The sequence below is a fragment of the Cohnella candidum genome (assembly GCF_003713065.1).
Lineage (GTDB): Bacteria > Bacillota > Bacilli > Paenibacillales > Paenibacillaceae > Cohnella > Cohnella candidum.
On record NZ_CP033433.1, the window covers coordinates 3,229,503 to 3,252,405 of the forward strand.

The 22,903-nt window shown below is 57.1% G+C and carries 17 protein-coding genes and 5 tRNA genes; 3 read left to right on the forward strand and 19 right to left on the reverse strand.

The features are described 5' to 3' along the window. Positions 1-71: 71 nt before the first annotated feature. From EAV92_RS14785 to EAV92_RS14850, 14 genes are all read right to left on the reverse strand, one after another. The gene (locus EAV92_RS14785) at positions 72-1,031 is read right to left on the reverse strand and encodes a carbohydrate ABC transporter permease (RefSeq protein WP_123041815.1); all 960 of its coding nucleotides are present in this window, start codon (positions 1,029-1,031) and stop codon (positions 72-74) included. Between the two features lie 19 nt (positions 1,032-1,050). Next, positions 1,051-1,950 (reverse strand): carbohydrate ABC transporter permease, encoded by a 900-nt coding sequence (locus EAV92_RS14790; RefSeq protein WP_123041816.1) that lies wholly within the window; start codon positions 1,948-1,950, stop codon positions 1,051-1,053. Between the two features lie 10 nt (positions 1,951-1,960). After that, positions 1,961-4,216, reverse strand: a complete 2,256-nt coding sequence (locus EAV92_RS14795; RefSeq protein ID WP_123041817.1) for a DUF5696 domain-containing protein — start codon at positions 4,214-4,216, stop codon at positions 1,961-1,963. Between the two features lie 32 nt (positions 4,217-4,248). Next, the gene (locus EAV92_RS14800; RefSeq protein WP_123041818.1) at positions 4,249-6,342 is read right to left on the reverse strand and encodes a YIP1 family protein; all 2,094 of its coding nucleotides are present in this window, start codon (positions 6,340-6,342) and stop codon (positions 4,249-4,251) included. 11 nt (positions 6,343-6,353) lie between these two features. After that, positions 6,354-7,226 carry a carbohydrate ABC transporter permease gene (locus tag EAV92_RS14805; RefSeq protein ID WP_123041819.1) on the reverse strand — a complete coding sequence of 291 codons (873 nt, stop codon included), beginning with the start codon at positions 7,224-7,226 and terminating at the stop codon, positions 6,354-6,356. Positions 7,227-7,248: 22 nt separating this feature from the next. Further along, a complete protein-coding gene (locus EAV92_RS14810; RefSeq protein ID WP_123041820.1) occupies positions 7,249-8,148 on the reverse strand; it encodes a carbohydrate ABC transporter permease in 900 nt (299 codons plus the stop codon). Next, complete coding sequence (locus EAV92_RS14815) at positions 8,145-11,000, reverse strand: extracellular solute-binding protein (protein WP_123041821.1); 2,856 nt, start codon at positions 10,998-11,000, stop codon at positions 8,145-8,147. Before EAV92_RS14815 ends, EAV92_RS14810 begins: the two co-directional genes overlap by 4 nt. Before the next feature lie 120 nt (positions 11,001-11,120). Beyond that, positions 11,121-12,983, reverse strand: a complete 1,863-nt coding sequence (locus EAV92_RS14820; RefSeq protein WP_123041822.1) for a GH32 C-terminal domain-containing protein — start codon at positions 12,981-12,983, stop codon at positions 11,121-11,123. Positions 12,984-13,149: 166 nt separating this feature from the next. Next, a complete protein-coding gene (locus tag EAV92_RS14825; protein ID WP_123041823.1) occupies positions 13,150-14,769 on the reverse strand; it encodes a response regulator transcription factor in 1,620 nt (539 codons plus the stop codon). A 4-nt stretch (positions 14,770-14,773) separates the two neighbouring features. Then, a complete protein-coding gene (locus EAV92_RS14830) occupies positions 14,774-16,528 on the reverse strand; it encodes a cache domain-containing sensor histidine kinase (RefSeq protein WP_241158281.1) in 1,755 nt (584 codons plus the stop codon). Between the two features lie 35 nt (positions 16,529-16,563). Continuing rightward, positions 16,564-17,910: an ABC transporter substrate-binding protein gene (locus EAV92_RS14835; RefSeq protein WP_241158282.1), complete on the reverse strand. Its 1,347-nt coding sequence runs from the start codon at positions 17,908-17,910 to the stop codon at positions 16,564-16,566. Between the two features lie 164 nt (positions 17,911-18,074). Continuing rightward, positions 18,075-18,160: transfer RNA gene (locus EAV92_RS14840), tRNA-Leu, on the reverse strand. Positions 18,161-18,205: 45 nt separating this feature from the next. After that, positions 18,206-18,281, reverse strand: a tRNA-Lys gene (locus EAV92_RS14845). A 3-nt stretch (positions 18,282-18,284) separates the two neighbouring features. Beyond that, positions 18,285-18,359 (reverse strand) — tRNA-Glu (locus EAV92_RS14850). 232 nt (positions 18,360-18,591) lie between these two features. Between EAV92_RS14850 and EAV92_RS14855 the strand changes: the two genes are divergently transcribed. Beyond that, positions 18,592-19,896, forward strand: coding sequence for an NAD(P)/FAD-dependent oxidoreductase (locus tag EAV92_RS14855; RefSeq protein WP_164472788.1), 1,305 nt, complete (start codon positions 18,592-18,594; stop codon positions 19,894-19,896). Positions 19,897-19,968: 72 nt separating this feature from the next. Here EAV92_RS14855 and EAV92_RS14860 read toward each other — a convergent pair. The 3 genes from EAV92_RS14860 to EAV92_RS14870 form a co-directional block, all read right to left on the reverse strand. Continuing rightward, a tRNA-Ser gene (locus EAV92_RS14860) sits at positions 19,969-20,057 on the reverse strand. Between the two features lie 3 nt (positions 20,058-20,060). Further along, positions 20,061-20,136 (reverse strand) — tRNA-Asn (locus EAV92_RS14865). 105 nt (positions 20,137-20,241) lie between these two features. After that, complete coding sequence (locus EAV92_RS14870; RefSeq protein WP_123041826.1) at positions 20,242-20,736, reverse strand: SprT family protein; 495 nt, start codon at positions 20,734-20,736, stop codon at positions 20,242-20,244. 101 nt (positions 20,737-20,837) lie between these two features. Between EAV92_RS14870 and EAV92_RS14875 the strand changes: the two genes are divergently transcribed. Continuing rightward, the gene (locus tag EAV92_RS14875) at positions 20,838-21,194 is read left to right on the forward strand and encodes a hydrolase/acyltransferase (RefSeq protein WP_123041827.1); all 357 of its coding nucleotides are present in this window, start codon (positions 20,838-20,840) and stop codon (positions 21,192-21,194) included. Positions 21,195-21,292: 98 nt separating this feature from the next. Then, positions 21,293-21,442 carry a cortex morphogenetic protein CmpA gene (cmpA, locus tag EAV92_RS14880; RefSeq protein WP_123041828.1) on the forward strand — a complete coding sequence of 50 codons (150 nt, stop codon included), beginning with the start codon at positions 21,293-21,295 and terminating at the stop codon, positions 21,440-21,442. Between the two features lie 72 nt (positions 21,443-21,514). Here the strand turns inward: cmpA and EAV92_RS14885 are convergent, their stop codons facing one another. Together EAV92_RS14885 and EAV92_RS14890 are read right to left on the reverse strand one after the other, a co-directional pair. Continuing rightward, positions 21,515-22,165 (reverse strand): nitroreductase family protein, encoded by a 651-nt coding sequence (locus EAV92_RS14885; RefSeq protein ID WP_123041829.1) that lies wholly within the window; start codon positions 22,163-22,165, stop codon positions 21,515-21,517. A gap of 199 nt (positions 22,166-22,364) precedes the next feature. Beyond that, entirely contained in the window at positions 22,365-22,841 is a 477-nt protein-coding gene (locus tag EAV92_RS14890; protein ID WP_123041830.1) for an Rrf2 family transcriptional regulator, read from the reverse strand. Positions 22,842-22,903: the final 62 nt, after the last annotated feature.

Below are 22,903 nucleotides of genomic sequence, written 5' to 3' on the forward strand. Positions count from 1 at the left end.
ACGGTATTTGCGCGAACGTGGAAGGCATCGCCTCCTTTCCGTGATGGTGGTGGGATTGGGATTCCTCCCGCTCACTTGATCCCTACATGCTCCACGCTGTCCGTGAAATATCGCTGCGTAACGAGGTATAGCACGAGGAGCGGCAGAATCGAGAGCAGCGCGCCGGCTTGGATTCGCGTCAGCACGACGAGCGGATCGCTGATCGTCTGCACGTTGACGACCGATTGCAGGTCGACCCTCAGCGACGACAAAGCGATGGCGAAATTTTTCTTGAGATTGCCCAGCCAAAGGTTGGAGAGGTAATATTCGTTCCAATGCCAGACGAAAGAGAACAGGAAGACGGTAATGACCGCGTTTTTGGCATTCGGCAGCATGATGCGGAAGAACGTCTTGAACGGGCCGTATCCGTCCACGTAAGCCGCGTCTTCCAATTCTTTGGGCATGCCGGCGAAAAACTGCCGGAAGATGAAAATGTACAGCCCCGACCGCAGTCCCATCGCGAACAGCGACGGCAGGTAGAAGGACGCGTATTTGCCGATCAGACTGATAGAGCCAGGCCCTCCCGTGACGGCGGACCACAGCTTCATCAAACCGAACGCGTCGAAATACTTCATGTCCGCGTACAGCGGAAGAATGATCGTCTGCACGGGTACGACCAGCGTCAGGATGACGAGGGCGAACAATACGTTCGAGAACGGAAACCGGAAGCGCGCGAATCCGTACGCGACGAAGGCGCAGGAGACGACGTCCAACAGCCCGCAGCCGACCCCGACGTACATGCTGTTCGCGAATGCGTCCCAGAAGTCCATGACGCGAAGCGTGTCGGTGAAATTTTGCAGCGAGAATGTTTTCGGAATCCAGATGACGCTGGGATCCGTTACCTCCTCCGGCCGCCGGAGCGCCATGCTGAGCATGTACAGAAGCGGATACAGCAGTTGATAAGCCAGAACGGCCAGAACCGCGTAGCGGATGGCGGAAACGATGGGGGTCCGAAGGCGTTTGTTCCAAATTCCCTGTAAGCGTGCATTCAAATCGGTTCACCGCTTTCGTTTAATCCTGGGAGTGGACGATCCGCTTTCTCAGCAGCAGATAGACGATGCCGAGGAACAGTCCGATCGCCAGGCAATACAGCCAAGACAGCGCGCTGCTGTACCCGAACCGGACCTGGGAGAAGGCCGTATCGTAAATCATGAGGATGACGCCGTTGCCATAATCCGTGAACGTGTCGATGATCGTATACACGATGTTGAGCAGCATGATCGGCGTGAGCATCGGCAGCGTGATTTTCCAGAACTGCTCCCACGGCCTCGCCCCTTCCACCGAAGAAGCCTCGTACAGATCCCCGGAAATCGCATGCAAGCCGGCCAGGAAGAGCAGCACCTGCACGCCGGAACGCCAGGTCAGGTCGAAGATCCTCGCGATCACGTTATTGAACACCTCGATCAGCTTCGGGCCGAAGCCGAGCTCCGTCAGCACTCCCTCGATCCCGCCCCCGCCGAACAGGTAGACGCTATCGACGCCGCCGCGCATGCCTTGCGAGAAGACGTCCTCCTTCAAAATGTCCATCAGGACGCCCGACGCGATGATCACCGGCAAGAACGCGACGGCACGCATGAATCCCCTGCCGCGGAAATTGTTTTTCAACAGGACGGCGACGAACAAGGCGTAAACGAGAATGAGGGGTACCGCGTACAGGATGTTGACGAACGAATTCGCCGCTTCCCGAATGAACTCGGGGTCTTTGAAAATGGCGTACCGGAAGTTCTCCCAACCGATAAACTTGCCCTTCAGCCCTGCCGGAGTCATCTCCATGTTGTGGAACGCGTATTTCAACGACGTCACGAGCGGCCCGGCGAAGAAGAGCACGAATCCGATCGCCCACGGCAGGATGAACAGCAGTCCGTATAGCTGCTTTTTTTTCGGATAGGGCATTGTCTGCAGTCTGAACATGAGCTTCCCCCTAGCGGATCCGATAACCGTTCGGCTCGACAGGCTCGCCGTCCACCGTGGCGGTCTTATCCGTATAATTGACCGCTGCGGTTTTCCCGTTCGCGAAGACGGTCCGGTAAACCCCTTCGGCGATTTGGTCATGGTCGACGATAGGCTGGCCCAGGATCGGCCGAAGAGCTTCGTCAAGTTCCCGGTATTCCGCGGCAACATCATCGAACCACGGTTCGAAACCGCCGCTGTACAGGCCGTCGAATTCCGTTCCGATGAGGCGGCTGCCGTCCCCCGCGACGAACCGGTACGCTGGAAAAGTGCCTGTCTCTATCAGCTTGAGCAAGTACGCCCGGGTATTCCCCGCCAGATTGATCGGCTCGCTGTATGCCGGTATCAATCCGCTCAGCGCGATGCTATAGAAAGGGACCGAATCGTCCTCTACGTCGTAGCGGCTGGAATAGAGCGGAACGTCCGTCACGTTCTCCGCGCTGGAGAACGCATACGCGTTCGCATGGTCGAACGAGAGGCCTTCGCTGCGCGAAGCGGCGGTTTTCAGGCTCTCTTCCCAAATGCGCCCGGTTTCGTTCTTGGAGAGCATCCGCTTCCGGAAATCGGAATAGACCATGGAGCCGATCGATTGGTAAGCGGTTCTTCCGATGCCTTTCTTCCGCGCGGATTCGGAATACCGGCCTACCGCTTCCCGGACGGATTCCGGCTTCAGCAGGTACCACGGCCTTACATTCCGGTCCTTGGCACCCGTGCTGAGCAGGTAAGAACGAATGAGAGCCGGCGCGCGGCTGATGTTTTTGGCGGCATCCATGAATTTGTTAAAGCCGTTTCCGTTTTCGTACAGCTGGACGGGATCGACCGCGGGGTAGAAGGCGACTCCCTTCTGTTTCAGATCCGACGCGAGCTTGCGGAAGGATTTGTTGCCGCCGAGCGCTGTTTCCGCATCCGGCGACGTCGGGACTTCGTCCTTCATCCCTCCGGAAGTCCAGCCTTCGTAACGGATGCCGATCGTTCGGATCCCTTTGCCGATTAACCGGTCCGTCATGCGGCGCAGATCGTCGAACGAAGTGAGCGCTTCGACGGTCGTGTAAGGAATACCGAGGAACGTATCCCGTTTCTTTACGCCGCCGATAATCTCAAGCATGAGCGGCAGCTGTCCGGCCTTCGGCCAATCGAACGGCTTCACGCCCTGCTCTTCCGTCAAATATTGGCGGTACCTTTCCGCCATGCCCGCGTAGTCGGCTTTATCGCCGTTCAGAAAGTAGTAGCGGACTTCGAAAGGTTGACCGCCCGCGGTCGACGCAGAAGCACGGACGACCGTTTTCTCGTTCGCGGTTCCTTCCATCAGCACGTTCGTCTCGAATTCCAACAGGTTGAGATAACTCGAAACGGCATTATATTGGTTGTTTTTGCGGCTGACCGATGCGGTGATGCCCGCTTGGTACGAACCTTTATGGATGACGGCGACGTAGGCGCTGGCGCCTCGTTTCAGGCCGAAAACCGGAATCCGGATGTCTTCCTTCGTCTCGTGCGCTTCCGGTCGGTCAACCGCAAGGTCGCCGCCGTACACCCGGTCGTCGTAGCTTTTATACAAGCTTTTTCCGTTGTTGAAACGGATCAACGCTCCGCTGCCGTCCGGAACGAACAGATACCCTTCATCCTTTAATCCGCCGGCCCCGAAGAACGGCAGCAGGTTCACGTTCACCAAGCGGTATTTGCCCTGCTGTTCGATGCGGTCGGCTGCAACCGTCGCAACGAAACCGTCGTCCTTCAGGCTGTATTGGACCGGGATGACGAAGCCGGCCTGCGGGAACTCGAAGTCGACTTCGATTCCGCTTGCGATCGGCTTCCAGGTGAACGTGCCGCTTTTGACGCTTCCCGTGAAATTGTTCAGTTGGAACGGTTTGTTCTGCGGATCCACGTAATCCAGCAGCAACTGCGCGTTCAAATCCTGCTTCTTGACGCCCTTGGCGATGGAATCCGCGTCCCGGTCGACCGGATTGCTGGTCCACACGGCGCCCGACGCGAGGTCGGTGACCTTGATTTCCGCCGTGTCGGTGCGGAAATCAAGCGCCAGCCGCGACGTTCGAGCCGCCCGTACGACTTGCCCTGCTTGGCCGTGAACGGGAGCCGGCTTTACGGCTGCCGCTGCCGCGGATTTGACGGGTTCTTCCCGGTCGGTGCCGCCGAAGGCCCGTAACCCGAAGATGGCGGCGATCGCGATCCCTCCGGCAGCGATGGCCGCGACGGTCCATTTCATGTTCATCGCGCGTCCCTCCTTTCTGGTTGCGATGGATCTTAGATTCGGAACAACAATTCGTTGTAGATCGTGGACGCGAAGACGTAGGCTTGCTGGAACAGCGTGTAGAAAAGCGTAGCCAGGAAGACGGCGATGCCCATCGCCGCGAACGTCAGCGCGACGGAACGGAGCGTCCGCACGAAGCCGTAATCGTGAATCGTCAACAGGCCGACGAGCATGAGCACGCCGCTCCACAGGAGGGAAACCGCCGTAACGTAGGGCAAGAACACGCCCTCCTCCTTGACCAATACATTGCTGAGCAGCGTTGTCAGGATAAGTCCGGCAACGTATGGAATGATGGAGTAAGCGCTGACGATCGCGATTTCCGATGCTTTGCCCTCCCCTTCCATCCAAGTGGCGACCGCCCAGTTGCAGGCAACCCACAGGGCGTACAGCACGACGGTTTTGGCCGCGATGAGGAGCACGTTCAAGTCGTTCAAATCATGCGGGTTGAATATGAAACCCGTATTCTGCCGATGGAACACGCTGGCGAGGAAGAACACCGCGACGATCGCTCCGGCAAAGAGGAGGGAGCCTTTCCCTTCCGCTTTCACGGCGTAGAAGGCGTCGAACGGATGGAGCAGCGCCCGGAACGGGTTCATCTTTTTACGGAAAAGCACGGGACGTTTCGCTAGACGCGTCCGGCGGTTAGGCCCGGCGATGAACCGGTACCATTTGGCGCCGTAATAACCGAATAGCAGCACGCCCAGCAGTGTCATGATCAGCGGCATATGGCTGCGGACGCTGCGGATCCGGATTTGGCCGTAATCGTCGGAGTAAGCACCTCGATCGGCTCCAAGCTTGAAGAACGGAAGCGCCTCGGCGTATTTCTCCTCGTTCTCCAGCGCTTTGGCGATGCCGACGTAAGCCTGACGATTGTTCAGGTCGCGCTTGGACGCATCTCGCCAAACCGCGGCAGCCTCCTTGTACAAGCCTTGGTTGTACAGCTTCACGGCTTCGTGCACCGTGCGGCCGTATTCGGTCGGCGCGAACTGGGTAATGCTGCGCTTGCCCGAATCCAGTACGAGCAAGTCATCTCCCAGATAGGCGACAGCGGCGGGCTGCTGGAAAGTACCTTGCTGGTTACCGAGTCCTCCGAACACGGCAACCGCGTTCCCGTCCCCGTCGTATTCGAACACGCGGCCCCGCGTCCGGTCCAACCCCGCGATGAAACCGTCGGGGTGAACCGCCAAATCCACGAAAGAGGTGTCCTGCTTGACCCCTTTCTTCATGGCGGTCTCTTTGTCGCCGAAATCGCCGATGCCGTTCTCCCCGGTCAGCACGTTATTGCCCAGGGGGTTCAGCTTTTTGATTTCTTCGCGCGAGTTCTGGGAGACGATGGTTGTCGTATACACGAATCCGTCCTTCCCGACATCCAGGTTGGAGTATTCGATCGGGAGCAGCTTGGCCATCCCTTCCCGCTGCGCTTTCGTCAGAATGCTTTTCCAGAACGTCTCGAGAACGACGTAAGGAGTGACTTCGACCTTGTTGCTGCCGAAGTAGCCCATGAATTCGCCCTTCGGGTCAAACTGCATCAAACCGAAAAACTGGCCCTCCGACAGCACGTAAATTCTGCCGGCCGCGTCCGCGGCAACCTTAAGCGGTTTGAACTTGAAGTCTGCGGGGATGAGCGGATGTCTCGGTTTTTCGATGACGAGTTCTGCCTCTTTATTCGCATTCAAGCGCAGAACGCGGTCTTGGTCGGCCACGTAAAGCCTGCCGTCTTCCGCGGCAAAGATGCCGGTCGGATGCTTCAGCGGCAGTTTTTTACCCTGCCACCTCACCTCCGAGATGCTGTCGACCTCGCGGAACCGATCGTCGAGGACCACGATGCGGCCGTTGCCGGAATCGGCGACGTAAATCCGGTCCGTTCCGTCGACGAAAAGATCCTGCGGCTCTGAGAAGGGCCCGCTGCCGGCATCGAGGCCGCTATAGATCCGTTCAGGCAAATAGCCGTTCGGCGATGCTTTCGAATGGTTCCATTCGTCGTACGCATAGGCTTGATATGGCGCTTCCGCACTTACGGGAGCCGGTACGGCTGCCGGAATCGCGAAGGCGAGAGCCATGGCGAGGAAAGCGAGTTTGTTTTTCATGGCTCCTCCTGTCACTTGATACCGGCAAAAGTCATCGTTTCCACGACTTTGCGCTGGATGAGGATGAACAACGCGATCGGCGGCAGCATCAGGATGACGGAAGCTGCCGATCCGGGCCCCGCCCTCAAAATCGGATCGCCCTTCGGAACGATCTGGTCGAGCGCCGCCCGCAGCGTTTTGAGGGATTCGCTGAAAATGAGGTCGGTCTGCGTGAAGTTCCACATCTGCGTGAACTGGAACAGGATGACCGTCATGATCGCAGGCGCGGCATTCGGCAGAACGATGGCGAAAAAGGTCCGGAACTCGCTGGCGCCGTCGATTCTGGCCGCTTCGAGAATGGCGTCCGGCAGCTGCTCGATGAATTGCTTCATCAGGAACAGCCCAAGAGACAGGCCGATGCCGGGAAAGATCATCGCCGCGTACGTGTTGAGCAGCTTCGTCTCGCTCATGATGACGAACAGCGGCATGAAGGTGACGGCCGGCACGAACATGAGCCCCATCACGATGACGGAGAAAACGGCGTTTTTGCCCGGAAATTGATGTTTCGCCAGCGGATAGGCGGCCATCGAAGAGAACAGCGCGTGGAACAGCGTTCCCGCCGTCGCCACGAACAGCGTGTTGAACAAGTACCGCGACAAGGGCACCCACATCGTCGAGGCCAGTTGATACAGCTCCCGGTAACTGTCGAACGTCGGCCGGGACACGGTAAACTTAGGCGGGAACTGGAAGAGCTCGTCGATCGGCTTGATCGAGTTGATGAACGTGTAAATCAACGGCAGCGCCGACAGCAGCGCCAACACTCCGATGAAGGAAAAGACGATCGCGTTGCCGGTGTAGGAACGGCGCGCCTTGGATCCGGTTTTTTTGCGTAAAGCAGCCAGCATGCCGCTTGCCTCCTTCTGTGCGTTACGATCCGACTTTGTGCAGCAGCTTTGTCGTAAGCCGGCTGGAGAACACCATCATGAGGAACAGCACGACCGAAATCGCGGAGGTGTAGCCGAGCTCATAACGGATATTCAGATAGTCCCGCAAGTGGGTGACGATCGTCTCGGCGGCGTAATCCGTGCTTGGGAAACCGGCCAGCTCGATGGATACGTCCGCCACGCTGAAGGAAGCGACGATCTGCATGACGGCTCCGAACACCAACTGCGGGACCATGGACGGCAGCGTAATGTACCACAGCTCCTGGAACCGGTTTTTGATCCCGTCCATGACGCCGGCTTCGTACAAGCTTTTGTCGATCGTTTGCAAACCCGCGATGAACGCCAGGAAGCTGATGCCGAGGCTGAGCCAAAGTTGGATGAGGATCAGGACTCCCATCATGTATTTGGGGTCGAGCAGCCAGGCGATCGGATGGTCAATGACGCCGAGGCGGATGAGGAACGAATTGACGTACCCGTATTCGTCCGGGCTGAACACCTGGAACCACATGGGATATACGGACGGCGCCGCGATCGCCGGGATGTAGAAGATCGTGGTGGCGATCGATCTCAGCGTCCGCGGCATGTCGTTGATCATCCACGCGACCAGGAAGCTGATCAGGTACCCGATCGGTCCGGTAACGAAGGCGAACAGCAGCGTGTTTTTAACGGCGATGATGAACACGTCGTCATCGAGGAACATACGGACGTAGTTGTGCCATCCGATGAACCGCGGCGCATCTACCATGCTGAAGTAGGTGAAGCCGAGAACGATGCAGATGATGACCGGCAAAATCGTGAATGCAAGGAAAAACAGCATATACGGAGTCATCAGCAAGTAACTTTCCTTGTGCTTCTTGACGGCCAGTTTCATGGCTCTGATCATCGTTTCACCCCAAACTCGATCCGCTTGCGCTCGATCTCTTCGTTGATTTGCTTATTCCAGTAGTTCAAGCTCTCGCGGGGATTCTTCCATTCGAACACGACGCCGCGGAATGCGTTGTCGAGGCTGCGGGTCGTATAGTAGCTGCCCGGCAGCTCAGGCACTTCCCGAACTTCCTTCCACTGTTCCAGAAGCGTCCTCTGTTCTTCCGTCCCCCATTTGCTCCGCCGGAACGCCTCCAGGTTGGCGGGCAGCTTGCGGCCGATCCGCCCCGTTTCGTTCTCCAGCTCCTTCGCGTACCGGCTCTGGATGTCCGCCGAGTTCCACCACTGCATGAACGTCCAGGCCGACGCCTGGTCCTTCGCGCTTTTCAGAATGATCGCCGATGTTCCTGTCGCCGCCGACGTTCGGTTGACGGAACCGTCCGGCTGTTTGATGCCCGGAATCGGCACCATTTTCCAATTGCCCGCGATTTCCGGAGCGGCAACGGACAGCTGGTTGTACAGCTTGTAGGAGGCGATGACGACAGGCATCTGACCGGTCCGGAAACGGTAATAGTCGCTCTTATACAGCGGATAATCATAAAGCTTGTAGAAATCCGTCCAAGTCTTGAACGCTTCGGCTGCCTTCGGTTCGTCGAGCCGGGTCCGATCATGGGCGTCGCTGTATAGGTTGATTCCGTTCTGCATGAGCAGCGACGGGAACAAGTTCAACGTGCCGATGCCCCGGTCTTTCAACTGGCCCGCGTCGAGATTCTCATAAGGCAGCCCGATCTGGAGATTGTTGTTCTGCAGCACCGGAGCGATTTTCATCACGTCGTCCCAAGTTCGCGGCGGCTCCAATCCGAGATCCTTCAAAATGTCTTCACGATAAAACATCATGAAAAATTCCTGCTCGTCCGGCACCGCGTAAGTATGGCCCTCGAATCGGTAAGGCTCGAACGCCGAGGGCATGTATTGTTTCTTCATGTCCTCGAAACCCGTCAGCGTATCGAGCGGGCTTAACGCTCCACGGATCGCCAAATCCATCGCTTCACCCCGGCGGGTGAACAGGTTGACGTCAGGCCCTTTGCCGGCCATCACCCCGACGACCAACGCGTTGCGGACCAGATTGACTTTCACCTGAATGCCGGTGGCGGGCGTGAAGGCTTCGTCGATCAACCGTTTCACTACGTACGCTTGGTCGCGTCCGGCTCCCACCCACACCTCGATCGTTTTGCCGCCGGCTTTCTCTTCCGTCCCGAGACTGTCGTAATTTTCGAAAAAGGACCCCGCGAAGGAACGGATTTCGTGCACGAGCTTATCCGTGAAGTTCGCTTCCGCCCTCGGCCGCTCGGCCTTCGCGCCGGCCACGTAAATACGGTCCACCTCAAGAGGCTGGTAGCGGGCGTTGATGATCCAGTCCGACAGGCCGGCAACGTCGTTGATGTAGGTCTCCAGCTTCTTCGGGATCGAATCCGGCCGGTCGATGAACCCGTCCAGCTGGCGAGACAGCTGCAACAGCGCGCGGGAGCCTTGGTTCATCTGGCCGTTCATTTCCGTGAGCTGATCGGATCGGGTTTTCATTTCGTCCCTCAGCGATTCGAGTGCCGGCAACAGACCCGGGATGCTTTTCTGGAGGTCGTAGTCCCGGTAGGGATCGGGCTTCACGCCCGTGATCATGATGATTTTCCGGTACTGGTCGTTCAGCTTGTAAACGATGTCCTGTACCGCCTGCAGAAACGGCGCCATCTCTCCGAGCGTCACTTCCATCTTCAGCTCGTGGGTCCCCTTGGTCAGGTAAACGAGAAACGGCTCCCCGGTGTCGTCACCCAGCTCCTTGATGTTCCAACCCGAACGGTTCGGAAAGCGGACTTCGCTCAGTTCTTTAAACGGGACCTCTCCGTCGACATACACTTTTCGGGTCGAGAACGCGCCTTTCAGCTTGTTCTGGCGGTAGCGCACGCCGATCTTGTACGCGCCGTCCTCCGGGATTTCGAATTTCCATGATATCCATTGCCCGGCGATATCCCAGTTCGCCGCGCCGATCGTGTTTATGCGGATTTTAGTCGGATGGTAAGGCGTGGTGAGAGGACTCGTACGGTCGACGGTCGGGAAGAGCCCCGAATCCGATTTCAGGTACGCATGTTCGGCTTCGATGCTCGCCACGGTCTCCTTCGCCCGGACGGTTTGCACCGCCGGTTTCAAGGCGGCCTTATATTCCGCATACGGCGCCGGGTCGACCGGTTTCTTCAGCAGCAAGTAATCCAGCAGCGCGGATTCCCGAATACCGGTGAGCCGTATGACGTGTCGTCCTTTCGACAGTTTCATCCGGAGATCGGAATCGCTTAAATCCTCCGCGCTTCGCACTTTCGATTCCAGCCAAACGCCGGCTTCCGATTGCTTAGGTCTCAGATCGTTGCCGTTGTTGCGCCGAAGCGGTCCCGGCTCGTCTTTCCACGCGCGATTCAGGCGGAACGGCACCTGCCGCTCCGAGAGTTCCTTTCCGTCGACGGCGAGGCCGAATTCAAGATCCTGCCCCGTGCCTTCGAGCGGGAAGTATCCGAAAGAGAGCTCATACTCGGAATCTTCCGGCACGTCGACGTTCCACTGGACCGTTTGTCCTTCTTTCCATTCCAGTACGCCCCGGCGGCCTTCCCCTTCCGGCAGCAGGACAGGGGCAGCGTTGTCGACGGAGGAAATCTCCGCGGCGCCGGCCACGATTCCGTCCTTCGGCATCGCCGCATTTTCCGCCGCGTATTCGGCAGCCGCCGCAGCCGGCTTTTCGCGGAAAGAGAACGCGACCGTTGCGCAGAGGATGAGAAGCGCGGCGAGCAGGCTTGCCGATGTCCAAATCCATATCCATTTCTTCTTCACTGGCAACCCCCGTATTGCGACGTAAACAACCTACGCTTCCGGTTATATCAATTCCGGAGAGGAACTGATTTCACTTTGCTTGGGCTTCGGCTTGCAATTTGATTTGGCTTTCATTCATCGTCATTCGACGAACACGTTGAGCGAAGCGCGAACCTTCCCGTCCTCGCTCGTCGCGGTCATTTCCGCTTTGCCCGGTTTCATCCCTTTGACCCGAACGCCGGTTTCGCCGGTTTCGCCGCTTCCGCCAACCGCCGCAACCGAAGGATCGCTGGAGCTCCAGTTCACCCGCTGGTCGGCCGGGAAGGGGACGACGGCGGTCTCGATCGGCTGCTCTTCTCCGGCTTTCAGATGTAAAATGCTGCGGCTGAGCAGGATGCGCAGCGGTTTCTTGGCGTCAGGGTCTTCGTCTCGCCAGACGGTGCGCATCGGGTAATAGGACGCATGGTTTAACGTGACGTCCCCATCCGCGAACAACCCGATATCATCGCTGGTCGGATCGGGAAAGACGATCGCGGACAACACGGCCTCCCCGTCGTTCGCGAACACCTCGACCGTCGTCTCGTCCACGAAAATCCGCAGCTTGATTTTGCCGTCCTTAGGAACGAGCGGCGCCGCCATCGCTTCGGCGAACCCCCCTTCGAAATCGGTCACGCCCGAATGGGAGCGGTCGAGCAAGAGAACGTTCATCTTCGGATCGTACCGGATGACCGTTTCCTGGCCGCCTTCACCCGCCCTTACCTTCGCGCCGAAAGAATGCCCGCTGCCCGCATCGAACTCCGCCTCCAGCTCGTAGTTCGTTCCCTTGACCCCTTCCAGTGGATTCCGACCGGGCGACAGCGTCATTTTCTTCACCTTCCGCGGGTTGCCGCGCAACGTTTTCAGCTCTTCGATCGGCTCCTGAACGAGCCGGATTCCCTGGTCCGGGATCTTCCGGAGTTTCAGGACCCGGGGAATCGACATGTTGCCTTTCCAGACGCCTGTCGGCATCGCGAACGGATACCGCCAGTTCGACATCCATCCGAGCCATATTCGGCGTCCGTCTTCCTTCGGAATGTCCGAATACGAGACCGCCGCGTAGAAGTCTTTGCCATAGTCGGTCCACGACACGTTGGCTGGCCCGTTATCGTCCTTGAAGGTCGATCCGTCGAACGATCCGATGAAATATTGGGCTTTCGACCCTTTGGTCGCGGAATTGTTCCCGATGCTCACGGTAAGCACCCATTTTTTCTCCCCGCTGCCCTCAACCGGGAGCTCGAAAAGATCCGGACACTCCCAAACGGCCGCATGGGATCCGTGTCCCAGCCCGAATTCTCCGCTTCGCGTCCAATTTTTCAGATCGGGGGAACGGTAGAACCACACCTTCTGGTCCACGGATACGACCATGACCCACGATTTCGTCGCCTCATGCCAGAACACTTTCGGATCGCGGAAATCTTTGACGTTCGGGTTCGGGATCACCGGATTGCCCGCGTATTTCGTCCATGTCCGCCCTTTGTCGGCGCTGTAGGCGATGCTTTGGGATTGCACGCCGTTTTTGAAATGGGTGAAAATCGCGACCAAACCCGGTTTGCCGCCGAAGAAGCCCGTCGTATCGTTCCGGTCGACGACGGCGCTGCCGGACCAGATGTCGCCCAGGTCGTCCTTCGCGATTGCGAGAGGAAGCTGCTCCCAGTGCAGCAAATCCTTGCTTACCGCGTGCCCCCACTGCCCGCTGTGCTGATAGAACTGGTGATACTCCCCTTCGAAATACACCATGCCGTTCGGATCGCTCATGTTGCCCGTCTCGGGGGAAAGGTGGTATTGGGGGCGGAACTTCTCCGTGAAATAGGCCGGATCGGGACGATAAGCGAACCCCGTCGGCAATGCCGGTTCGTTTGCGCTCTCTTGGACGCGGGTGCCGTAGTAAATCGCCCCCGCGGCTGCAAGCAGCACGGCCGACGCCGCCACCGCTCCGATCTTCATTCGTTTGTGTCTGCTTCCCATATCGCAACCCCCGCGTCGAAATGTCGTCATGCGGCGAGTTTACCGGAAGCGGAGCGGATAAAGATTTCACTTTGTTCGGATATCGTCTTCCAATTTGGTCGCATCACGCATAAAACAAAAAAGCCTCCGGATCCCCGGAGGCTTCGTAAGCAACGTCCCTATTCGTTTACGCTTTGCTTTCGCCCGTCGCGTGCTGGTCCCTGTATTCTTTGGGACTGACGCCGTAATGCTTCTTGAACGAGGTGCTGAAATAACTGGAACTGGAATAACCGACCAAAGTGGCGATATCCGTCAGCTTGAGCTCGTTCTCCCGAAGAAGCTGCTCTGCTTTCGTCAATCTCAGATTCGTGACGTAGTCGCTGAACGTCAAGCCCGCATTCTGTTTGAACAAGCTCGACAAATAGGTTTCGTTCAAATGGAACATCTCCGCCAAGGACGAGAGGGTCAACTCATAAGAATAGTTCTCGTCCACGTATAAGCGGATCGCTTCGGCCAGCTTCTGGCCCCCGGAAAACCTCGTTTTCCGCACCTCGCCCATGACCTTCTCCGCCATAAGGTGGAGCTGCTCCAGCACCTGTTCCCTGGATACGAAATCATTTACCGACATCTGGCAATTCCATAAATACTGCTGCAGCGAGGAATCTCCCGCTTCGAATTTCTTGGCGACGGAGTGGAGGATCAGAATGATGCGCAGCGTCAGAAAAGTAAACGAAAACATCGGCGTATCCCGATCCTCGCCGAATACATCTTTCAAATGCCTGGAGAACGCCCTCATATCCAGGCTTTCGATCGCGTTCACCAGTTTTCGTTCGACTTCCGGTTGAAAAGCGTTCGTCAACTCCGGTTGCCCCTGGCCTCCGGCCGGTCCTCGCACGGTCCTCTGGCTCCAGTCCAGTATGCTGGAGGCATAACCGTTTTTGAACTCCTTCAGGCTGTGAATGGATTCTCCGATCCCAAGGACGCAGTCCAACCTCAAATATTGCTTCACGCCGTTTTTAAACTCGTGAACGAATCGCGCCGCCCGCCCCTTGCTATCTATGCGCTCGGAATGAAGCAGCAGGAAGAATAACATGGATGGCCGGCTAACGTCCTGGAAACAGTAAATGTCCCCCCAACGATTGGCCAGCTCCCGACCCAGCATCTGAAAAGAGAGCGCCAGCAAATCCATCCGGTCGTCCCATCCCTCCAACCGTCCGTCCGGTACCCGCATCTCGGCGGTCACGAACTGAGCATGAAGCCCGTCCATCGCCAAAGAGGTCAGCTGCAGCTGTTCCAGCCGTTCTTTCACCACGGTAATGCTGAGCCACTCGTTCTTCACCAATTGGAGAAGGAGTTGTTCCCGCTCTGCTTGAAGCCACTCGTCGCGCCTGATCCGGTCCCTTTGCTCTTCCTGTCTTCTGTGCCGGTCGCCGTCCAATTCTTTGGCGATCCGGGACAGCAGCTCCGACAGCTCGCTGCGGACGACCGGCTTCAGCAGGTAGTCCTTCGCTCCGTATTGGATGGCGGACTTCAAGTATTCGAAGTCGGAGTACCCGGACAATACGACGGTTCTCAGCCTTGGGTAACGCTCATGGCAGGCTTTCATGAAGGAGATGCCGTCCATCTGAGGCATCCGGATATCGGAAATGACGAGATCCGGGAGCGGATAATCGCCCAGCAGACGAAGCGCCTCTTCCCCGTTCGCCGCCTCGAGAACGATCTGATACCCCGCTTCCGCCCAATTTATTTTCGCTTTGATGCTGTTGCGTACGCCCACTTCGTCATCGACGAGCATTACTTTGTACACTTCGTCACCCCCGTACGATAGGCAGATCCAACGTCATCGCCGTTCCCTCGCCCGGTTTCGAATCCAATTGGAACCGCAAGGAATCCCCGTACGAAAGCCTACAGCGGGACAGAACGTTTCGCAGCCCTATGCTGTAACCTTCGCTGTTCAGTATGCTCGCAGATTCGCTTGCGCGGACCTCCGCCATAAGGTCGCGAACCAACTCGGCCGACATTCCGATCCCGTTGTCGCGAACCGTCAACCGGAGCCGGTCGTCTTCCAAGGCGGTCGTCACGGAGACCACGGCAGCGCCGTCCTTTTCCAAACTGTATTTAACGGCGTTCTCGATGAGCGGCTGCAGGATGAATTTCGGGATCCGAAGACGGTCGGCCGCGGGGTCCTCTTCCATCGTGACGGTCAGTTTATCTCCGTATCGAAGCTTAAGGATAAACAGGTAGTCGCGCAAGTAGTCCGTTTCTTCTTTCACGCGGACGAGGTCGTTGTTCAGATTCAGCGAATACCGCATCATTTTGCCGAGCGCTTCCGTCGCGTCCATGACGAGGTCCTCCCGTTTCATGGCCGCAAGCCCGCTGATGATCTCCAGCGTATTATTGTAGAAATGCGGGTTGATTTGCAGAAGCAGCGCTTTGTACTCGGCGTTTTTGCGCCGCATGTTCGTTTCGAACTCCGTCTCGATGAGATACCTCAGCCGGTCGGTCATCCTCTCGAATACCCGCGTGACGAAGCCGACTTCGCTATGGCCGCGGCGGACTCGCGGCATCATTTTGACGGCCGCGCCGAATTCCCCTCGTTCAACGTGCTTCATCGCCCTCGCCATCGCGCTGAGCGGTTTCGTGATGCCGGAGGAAATCCAGAAAGCGACGATGACGACGACCAGCAGCAGGGCGGCGCTTACAAGCAGCAGCGTCTGCCGGATGTTGCCGATCTGCCGGTACAATTCAACCTTCGGCACCTCGCCGACGATCATCCAGTCCTGGTCGGGCAGCTTCCGGAAGAACACCAAATACCGTACGCCCTCCCGCTGTATCGGGATGATGCCGCTCGTCTGTTCCGAGTACTGGGTTTGAATGCTGGCCAAGCCGCTTTGCACGATCTCCCGGTTTCCTCCGAAATCTTGGCCGAGCACGCTCTTCCCTTCGAGGCTGAGCAGGAACACTCTGCCCGTCTCCCCGAACCGGATTTTCTCGATCGCGTCCTTCAGCACGTCCGTCGGATAATTGATTTTGACGAAACCGACCTCTCTCAGAGACTGCAGGTTCACGAGGGGCAGCAGGAAACTGTTTACTTCCCGGGCGGTCATGATCAGGTCTGCCTGATCGGGATCTTTGTGGGCATTCGTCCAACGGATGTTTTTCTGTTTGTATTGGGAATACCATTCGCTTAGCAAATAGCTGTTGTCCTGCGTCCACAAGCCGCCGGTTCTTTCCGTGAACGCGCTGATCGTGATTCCGTTCGAATTGTTAACCGCATAGGACGAGAAGAACTCCCGCATTCTTTGCTTGGCCAGCACGCGATCGGCTTGGGTCGTATCCGCGTTCAACTGCATGGCGGTCCATTCTTGCGTCGTTCGATTGCTCATGACCTGGGTACCGATATCTTCCACCTGCTTCAGCAGCGTAGCGACGTGGGATGCGAACTGGTCGATCGTCTGGGTGGTCGACGTCTCGATCTGTCGTTGAAGCAGCTTGCCCGATTCATTGCTCAGAATAAAGATGCCCGCGGTAAACGGCACAATGAGTAAGACGGAAAATATCAGCATCAATCGGCTTCGCAAGGAGTAGAACATAAGGTCACCTATTGGGACTGGGACAGCATTTGCGCATAGTCCCGGTCGATTTTCCGGATCGCCGTTTCAACGGTCTCGTCCAAATCTTTCTTGCCGATCGTAACGTCTTCGAACACCTTGTTGATCGCTTCCGACATTTGCGGAAAGATCGGCGTGACGGGACGCGGGCGTCCGAACTTCTGGTTCTGGACGACGAAAATGTTTTTCGGATATTTGTTTAACTCCGGGAATTGCAGAGCTGCGGAATACCGGGCGGGAATATCGTTCGTGATGGAACAATACATCACTTGGCCTTCGGGCCCGGTCACCCAATTCACGAAATTCCAGGCTTCCTCGGCGTACTTGCTTCGGGATGAAATTCCAAGCGCCCAACTTCCGTTCGCGACCGCCTGTCTCGTTTCCTTCGGCAGCGGAGCGATGTCGTAATCCCTTCCCAATTTGAAATCCGGGAATTTCTCCGCAAAATAGGAGAGCGACCACGAACCTTCGATCGTCATGCCGAGATACCCGTTGGGAAAGGGATCCGCCGGATACTCGAGAGCGGAAACCTTGTATTTGTTATACAAGTCGGAGTAAAAGCGCAGCGCTTTTTTCGTTTGCGGGGAATCCAGGTACCCTCTTGCCGTGGAGCCGTCCGGGCTCATGACCTCTCCGCCGAATTGCCAAATGATCGGGTACTTGAAATAGGCCGTGGCTCCCGCGTTCTGGAAGCCTTGAGCCGGATCGATGCCATACACGCCTTTCGACGGATCCGTCAGCTTCCGCGCCGCTTCCAGCACCTGATCCCATGTCCAGGGCATCTCCGGGTCCGCGGACGGGAATGGGATTCCTTTCTCTTCGAACATCTTCCGATTATAGAACAAAGCGATGGATGATTCGTTCAGCGGCGCCATGTATACTTCGTTCTTATACGTATAGGTAGCCAGCGTCGACGCCGGTATATCGTCCATCCGGCCGTCTTTTCGCATATAGGAAGTCAGCGGGAGCAGCGCTCCCGCATGGGCGAAAGACGCGACGTTGGAGGCGTCAAGCGCCATGATGTCCGGAAAATTGCCGGAAGCGATCGACGTGCGCAGCTTCGTGTCGTAGTCGGCGTAAGGAATCAAAGTCATGTCGATCGTGATTTCCGGATGTTTTTCCAGGTAAGCGGATACCAATTTTTCGTAGGCTTTATTCTCCGATTCGTTACCTGAATTCCTCCAGAACGTTAGCGTAATCTTGGCATTGCTAGTGATTGTCGAGCGGTCGGAAGGTCGGTTTGTTGAATCCGTCTTGTCCGTTCCGTTTCCGTAGCAGGCGGATAAAAGAAAAACGATCGCCAGAACGCATAGTTTCAACCCGTTTGGCTTGAACAAATGACCTGCCCCTTCGCAACGCTGTAATTGGTGAAGGTATTATATCATCTTCAGGAAGATCGGACTTCTACTTTGCTCACATTCGATGTTTAAAAATGATTGGAAAACAGCGAAGCACAAACAAAAAACCCTTGCTTCGCGCAAGGGTTTCTTCATATTAAGTATGGTGCGGTCGAGAGGACTCGAACCTCCACGAGATTGCTCCCGCCAGCCCCTCAAGCTGGTGCGTCTGCCATTCCGCCACGACCGCATATTTGGTTTGTCGTCCGATCCAGAGTGAAATCGGAGTAAAAACTGGTGAGCCATGAAGGACTCGAACCTTCGACACCCTGATTAAAAGTCAGGTGCTCTACCAACTGAGCTAATGGCTCGCATGGTGACCCGTAGGGGATTCGAACCCCTGTTACCTCCGTGAAAGGGAGGTGTCTTAACCCCTTGACCAACGGGCCATACGGGCTTTCGACTCCGGCTTTCATCGTGCCCCGTTTCAGACGACATGACTGATTATATCTGAATCCCAAGGCGAAGGCAAGCATTTTGGCATACTTTTTTTATGTCCAATAACTGTCAGCAAAATCACGGCTCCCACGCTCTGTTTTCCTATTCTTGCCAGCCGCGTTTCAGCCCTGAAACATTGCGGTTAAGCGTAATTATCAGACGAAAATGGGGGAGGATAACGCCATGACACACGCTCGCCAACCACGCCATCTGCACGACGGTACTTTATATTGGCCGAAAACGATGTCCACCGCTCCTTCCTACCCCGTTTTAAAGCAACGGATTTCCACGGAGGTCGCGATCGTCGGCGGCGGCATCACGGGCGCCATCTGCGCGGCCGTCTTGGCACGCCACGGAGTCCCCGCCGTTCTAATCGAAGGTCAGCATATCGCTTCGGGCAGCACGGCGGCCAACACCGGTCTCGTGCAATTCGCGAACGATGTCATGCTCAGCGATCTCATCGACCGGATCGGCGAGAACGATGCCGTACGCTTCTACCAGGCATGCCGCAAAGCGGTCGTGGCGTTGGCCCAGTTATCCGCGGACACCGGGGAAGACATCGGCTATTATACCCGCAGCAGCCTGTATTGCGCTTCCTGCGAGGATGACGTCGCCAAGCTGATTCGCGAATACTCCATGCTGCGCAAGCACGATTTTCCCGTCACCTGGGGAATTCCGAGCAAAGTCGGCGGTGAATTCGCCAAGGTCAAAGCCGGCGGCTTGGTCACCCATGGAGACGCGGAAATGAATCCGGTCCGGATGGCCCACGCCTTGGTCTCGTACGCGGCCAAACGCGGAGTACAGGTGTTCGAGAACACGGGCGTCCTTGAGGTCGGACGCCTGAACGGCAAATTCACCGTCCTTTGCGCGGAAGGGGAAATCGTTGCCGAGCATGTGGTGAAGGCGACCGGTTACTTGCCCGGCATCGTCACGCAGGCCGCTTCTTCCGCGCCGATTCTGAAACGCACCTATGCTTTGGTCACGCCGCCGGGACAAATCCCCGAAGAATGGCCGGAACATTATATGATGTGGGAAACGGCTCGCCCCTACCTTTACTTCCGGACGACGCCTGACGGACGGATCCTCGCGGGCGGCTCGGACGAGGCGATGCCGGATACCGGATGCGACGCCAAAATCCTGCAAGACCGGACGGAGGGCCTTCTCGCCCAGCTGCGCGAGCTCTTCCCCCGGCAAGACTGGACGGCGGAGCACGCTTGGTGCGGAATGTTCGGCGAATCGGCCGACGATTTGCCCATGATCGGCGAGCATGCCGAGCAGCCGGGCATCTTCCACGCACTCGGCGTGGGCGGCAACGGCACGGTATATAGCATGATCGCCGCATCCATGCTCCGGGATCGGATCCTGGGCCGGGACAATCCCTTGACGCCCCTGCTCTCCCCGTCCCGAAACCAGCAGTCGGGCAGCTCTTCGATCTCGCCTTACTGGCCGTCTTCGTCTACCCAGCCGTCTACGTCCATGTTTGCTTGAATAAACCAAAAAGAGCCTGTCGGCACTTGGCCGAACAGGCTCTTCGTTCATCGTCACTGTTTAAGAAATAACTGGCGGAGAGAGAGGGATTCGAACCCTCGCGGCTGTTACACCCTAACGCTTTAGCAAAGCGCCCCCTTCGGCCTCTTGGGTACCTCTCCATATGGCTCCCCGAACTGGACTCGAACCAGTGACAACACGATTAACAGTCGTGTGCTCTACCAACTGAGCTATCAGGGAACATTTCAAAAGTGACATTGATTAATTTAACATGATCCCAAAGTGAAGTCAAGCAATCGGGACAGGTTTTTTATTGCCAAAATTATTCTCCCGAAATTGCTCCCATCAACGCCCGCTCCCGAGCTTCCCCGGCAGCGTGCCGGGCTCGGCGGCCAGCAGCTTCAAACGCCCTCTGCACCGTCCGCAGGCGTACTTGCGAGGATCCGTCTTGCGCTTGCGGGGATAAGCCTGTCCGCATTCCCGGCAAACCAGCAGATACTTGACGGGGAGAGTACGGGACGCTCCGGGCAAAGGCCGGCAATGCCGCGTGGCGCCGACGCGGACGAGCAGTTCCTTAAAATCGGCGTCCCGATGCTGATACCCTCTGCCTTGCAGATGCAAATGATAATGGCACAGCTCGTGCTTGATGATCGCTTCCGTTTCCTGTTCCCCATGAACCGCCAGCTGATGCGGGCTGATTTCGATGTTGTGGCTTTTGGTGAAATACCGCCCGCCCGTCGTTCTCAGCCTGGCGTTAAACGTCGCCCGGTGGCGGAAGGGGAGTCCGAAGAAGGCGATCGACACCCTCTCCACCCATTTTTGCAGCTCGGCGTCTTCCATTCCCGTTCCCTCCCCCTTCCCGAAACTACTTGAATTGTAGGCTTTCATTGGGCTAAACTGTCAAGTAGCAAAATGAAGAAATACGAGGAGAAATCGCCGCTATGCCCGACATGTCTTACGTGTTGTTCCAGCAAGAGGACGGGGGACTTCAGTTCGTGGAAATGCCCGCCTCCCACGCTTACCAATTGAGCGCTTTGAACCTGCGGCTGCATAAGGAATTGTCCAAGCTGACCGCCGACAACGTGCCCGTTCTTCCGAAAGCCGTGGCGGAATGCCGGGGCTTGGAAGTGCTTGACGAGTCCATCGTGCCGATCGGCGGCTTGACCTATATCAACGAGCTGGAGCGATCCTTCGCGTCCATCCGCGAACAAGCGTATCCGCTCGTATCGCTGCTCACGGAAATCCGGGCGCTCCAAGCCCAACTGGAACAATGGTACGAAGAAGAAGGATTGCTCTGACGAAGGCTGCCGTCTAATCCGCTTGTCGGACCTGCACGACGGCGCGCTTCCTCCCATATGTTAAGACTACAGGAAACGACGGGAGGAGGACGATTTCGATGCCGCAGTGGCTCAGCAATCAGCTGATGAGAGCGTTCCAGAAAAAAGACCGCCGGCAAATCCGTCTACTCAACGATTGCTGGTTTTATTACCGCGCCAAGCCGGAGAAATCGAAAGACTCCGCTGGCGGCGCAAGCCTGATTCCCTGATCGATGATGGAGATCCGATCGTAAATAAGGCCCCAGATCGCCTCCTCCGGCGATCCAGGGCCTTTATTTCGTTTACTTCACTTCGTTCCAGAAAACGACTTCCTCGATCGGAAGACGAGCGGTAGGATGCCCCGCCTTGGCTGCCTTCCCGACGGGAATCAGCATGACCGGGACATACCGCTTGCCCAGGCCGAACGCCTCGATGAACTTCTCGCGGTCGAAACCTCCCATCGGAACCGTGTCGTAACCCTTGGCGCGGGCCACGAGCATCAATTGCATAGCGGCAAGGCTGGCGTCGACCACCGCGATCTCGCGCGCCCTTTCGTACGGCAGCGAGGAGTACATCGAATAAGTCCGCTCCGCGAAGGACTTCGCGAGGTCTGGCGCCATATAGCCGGCTTCAGCCGCTTGACCGTAGATCCGCTCCGCGTTCCGGTATCCTTCCGTATCCGCCAGAATCGCGATGGTGGCGGACGCCTCCACGACCTGATGCTGATTGTTGGCAATGGGCAGGAGGCGTTCTTTCTGCTCCGGCGAATCGATCACGAGATAACGCCAATGCTGCATGTTGGAAGAAGAAGGCGCTTGGGAAGCGAGCGTCAGCAGTTCCTTGATTTCCTCTCTCGAGAGGACGAAATTCGGGTCGTACTGGCGAACGGAATGACGGCTTTGGATCACGTCGATAAAGGACGATTGCTGCGACGGCGTCGCGGTTGTGGACATGGGAATCCTCCTCTGGCACGGCCCGGCGATATTGCCGCATATACTGAGTATTCCCCGGCACAGTTAAGGGCATGCCGCGCCAAACTGTTATAATCAGAGCACAGTTAAAGGCGGCATAAACTTACTGAGTAAGAAATCACACAGTTAAACGCAATAAAAAAGGCCGTACTGTAATTTGTTTGATTACAGTATACGGCCGTTAATTCAAGATGTCAATCGCCGGCACCGTGGCGTTTCCGCCTTCGGTTCGTTCCGCCAAATCCGCCACCGTGTAGCGGCTCAGCACTTCCTTGAGGCTTTGGTTCATTTCTTGGGTCAGCTCTTGGAACGCCGCCTTCATCTCGAGCCCGAAAGGATGGCTGCCCGTCGTCTCCTTGATGCCGTAGCAGAGCGGATCGCCGACTTGCAGGGCGGTATAAACTTCGGCCAGCGTCACCGAGCGCGGATTCCTCTTCAAGCGGTATCCGCCGTCTCTGCCTTCGCGGGTCTCCAGGATTCCCTCGCGAGCGAGGACGGCTAATATCCGCCTCAGCAGGGTCGCTTCGGACTGAAGGTGCTCCGCCAGCTCTCCGCTCGGGCAAGTCTGGATTTGTTCCTTCGACAAAATGACCAGTGCCTGCAGCGCCAAGCCGAACCACTTCGGATGGTGGTTCCCGGTACATTTTTCCGGATTCATGTCGCTTCTCCTCTATGTTTTCGTTCCCTTCGCAGGGTCACGTTGATGATGCCGGTTTCCTA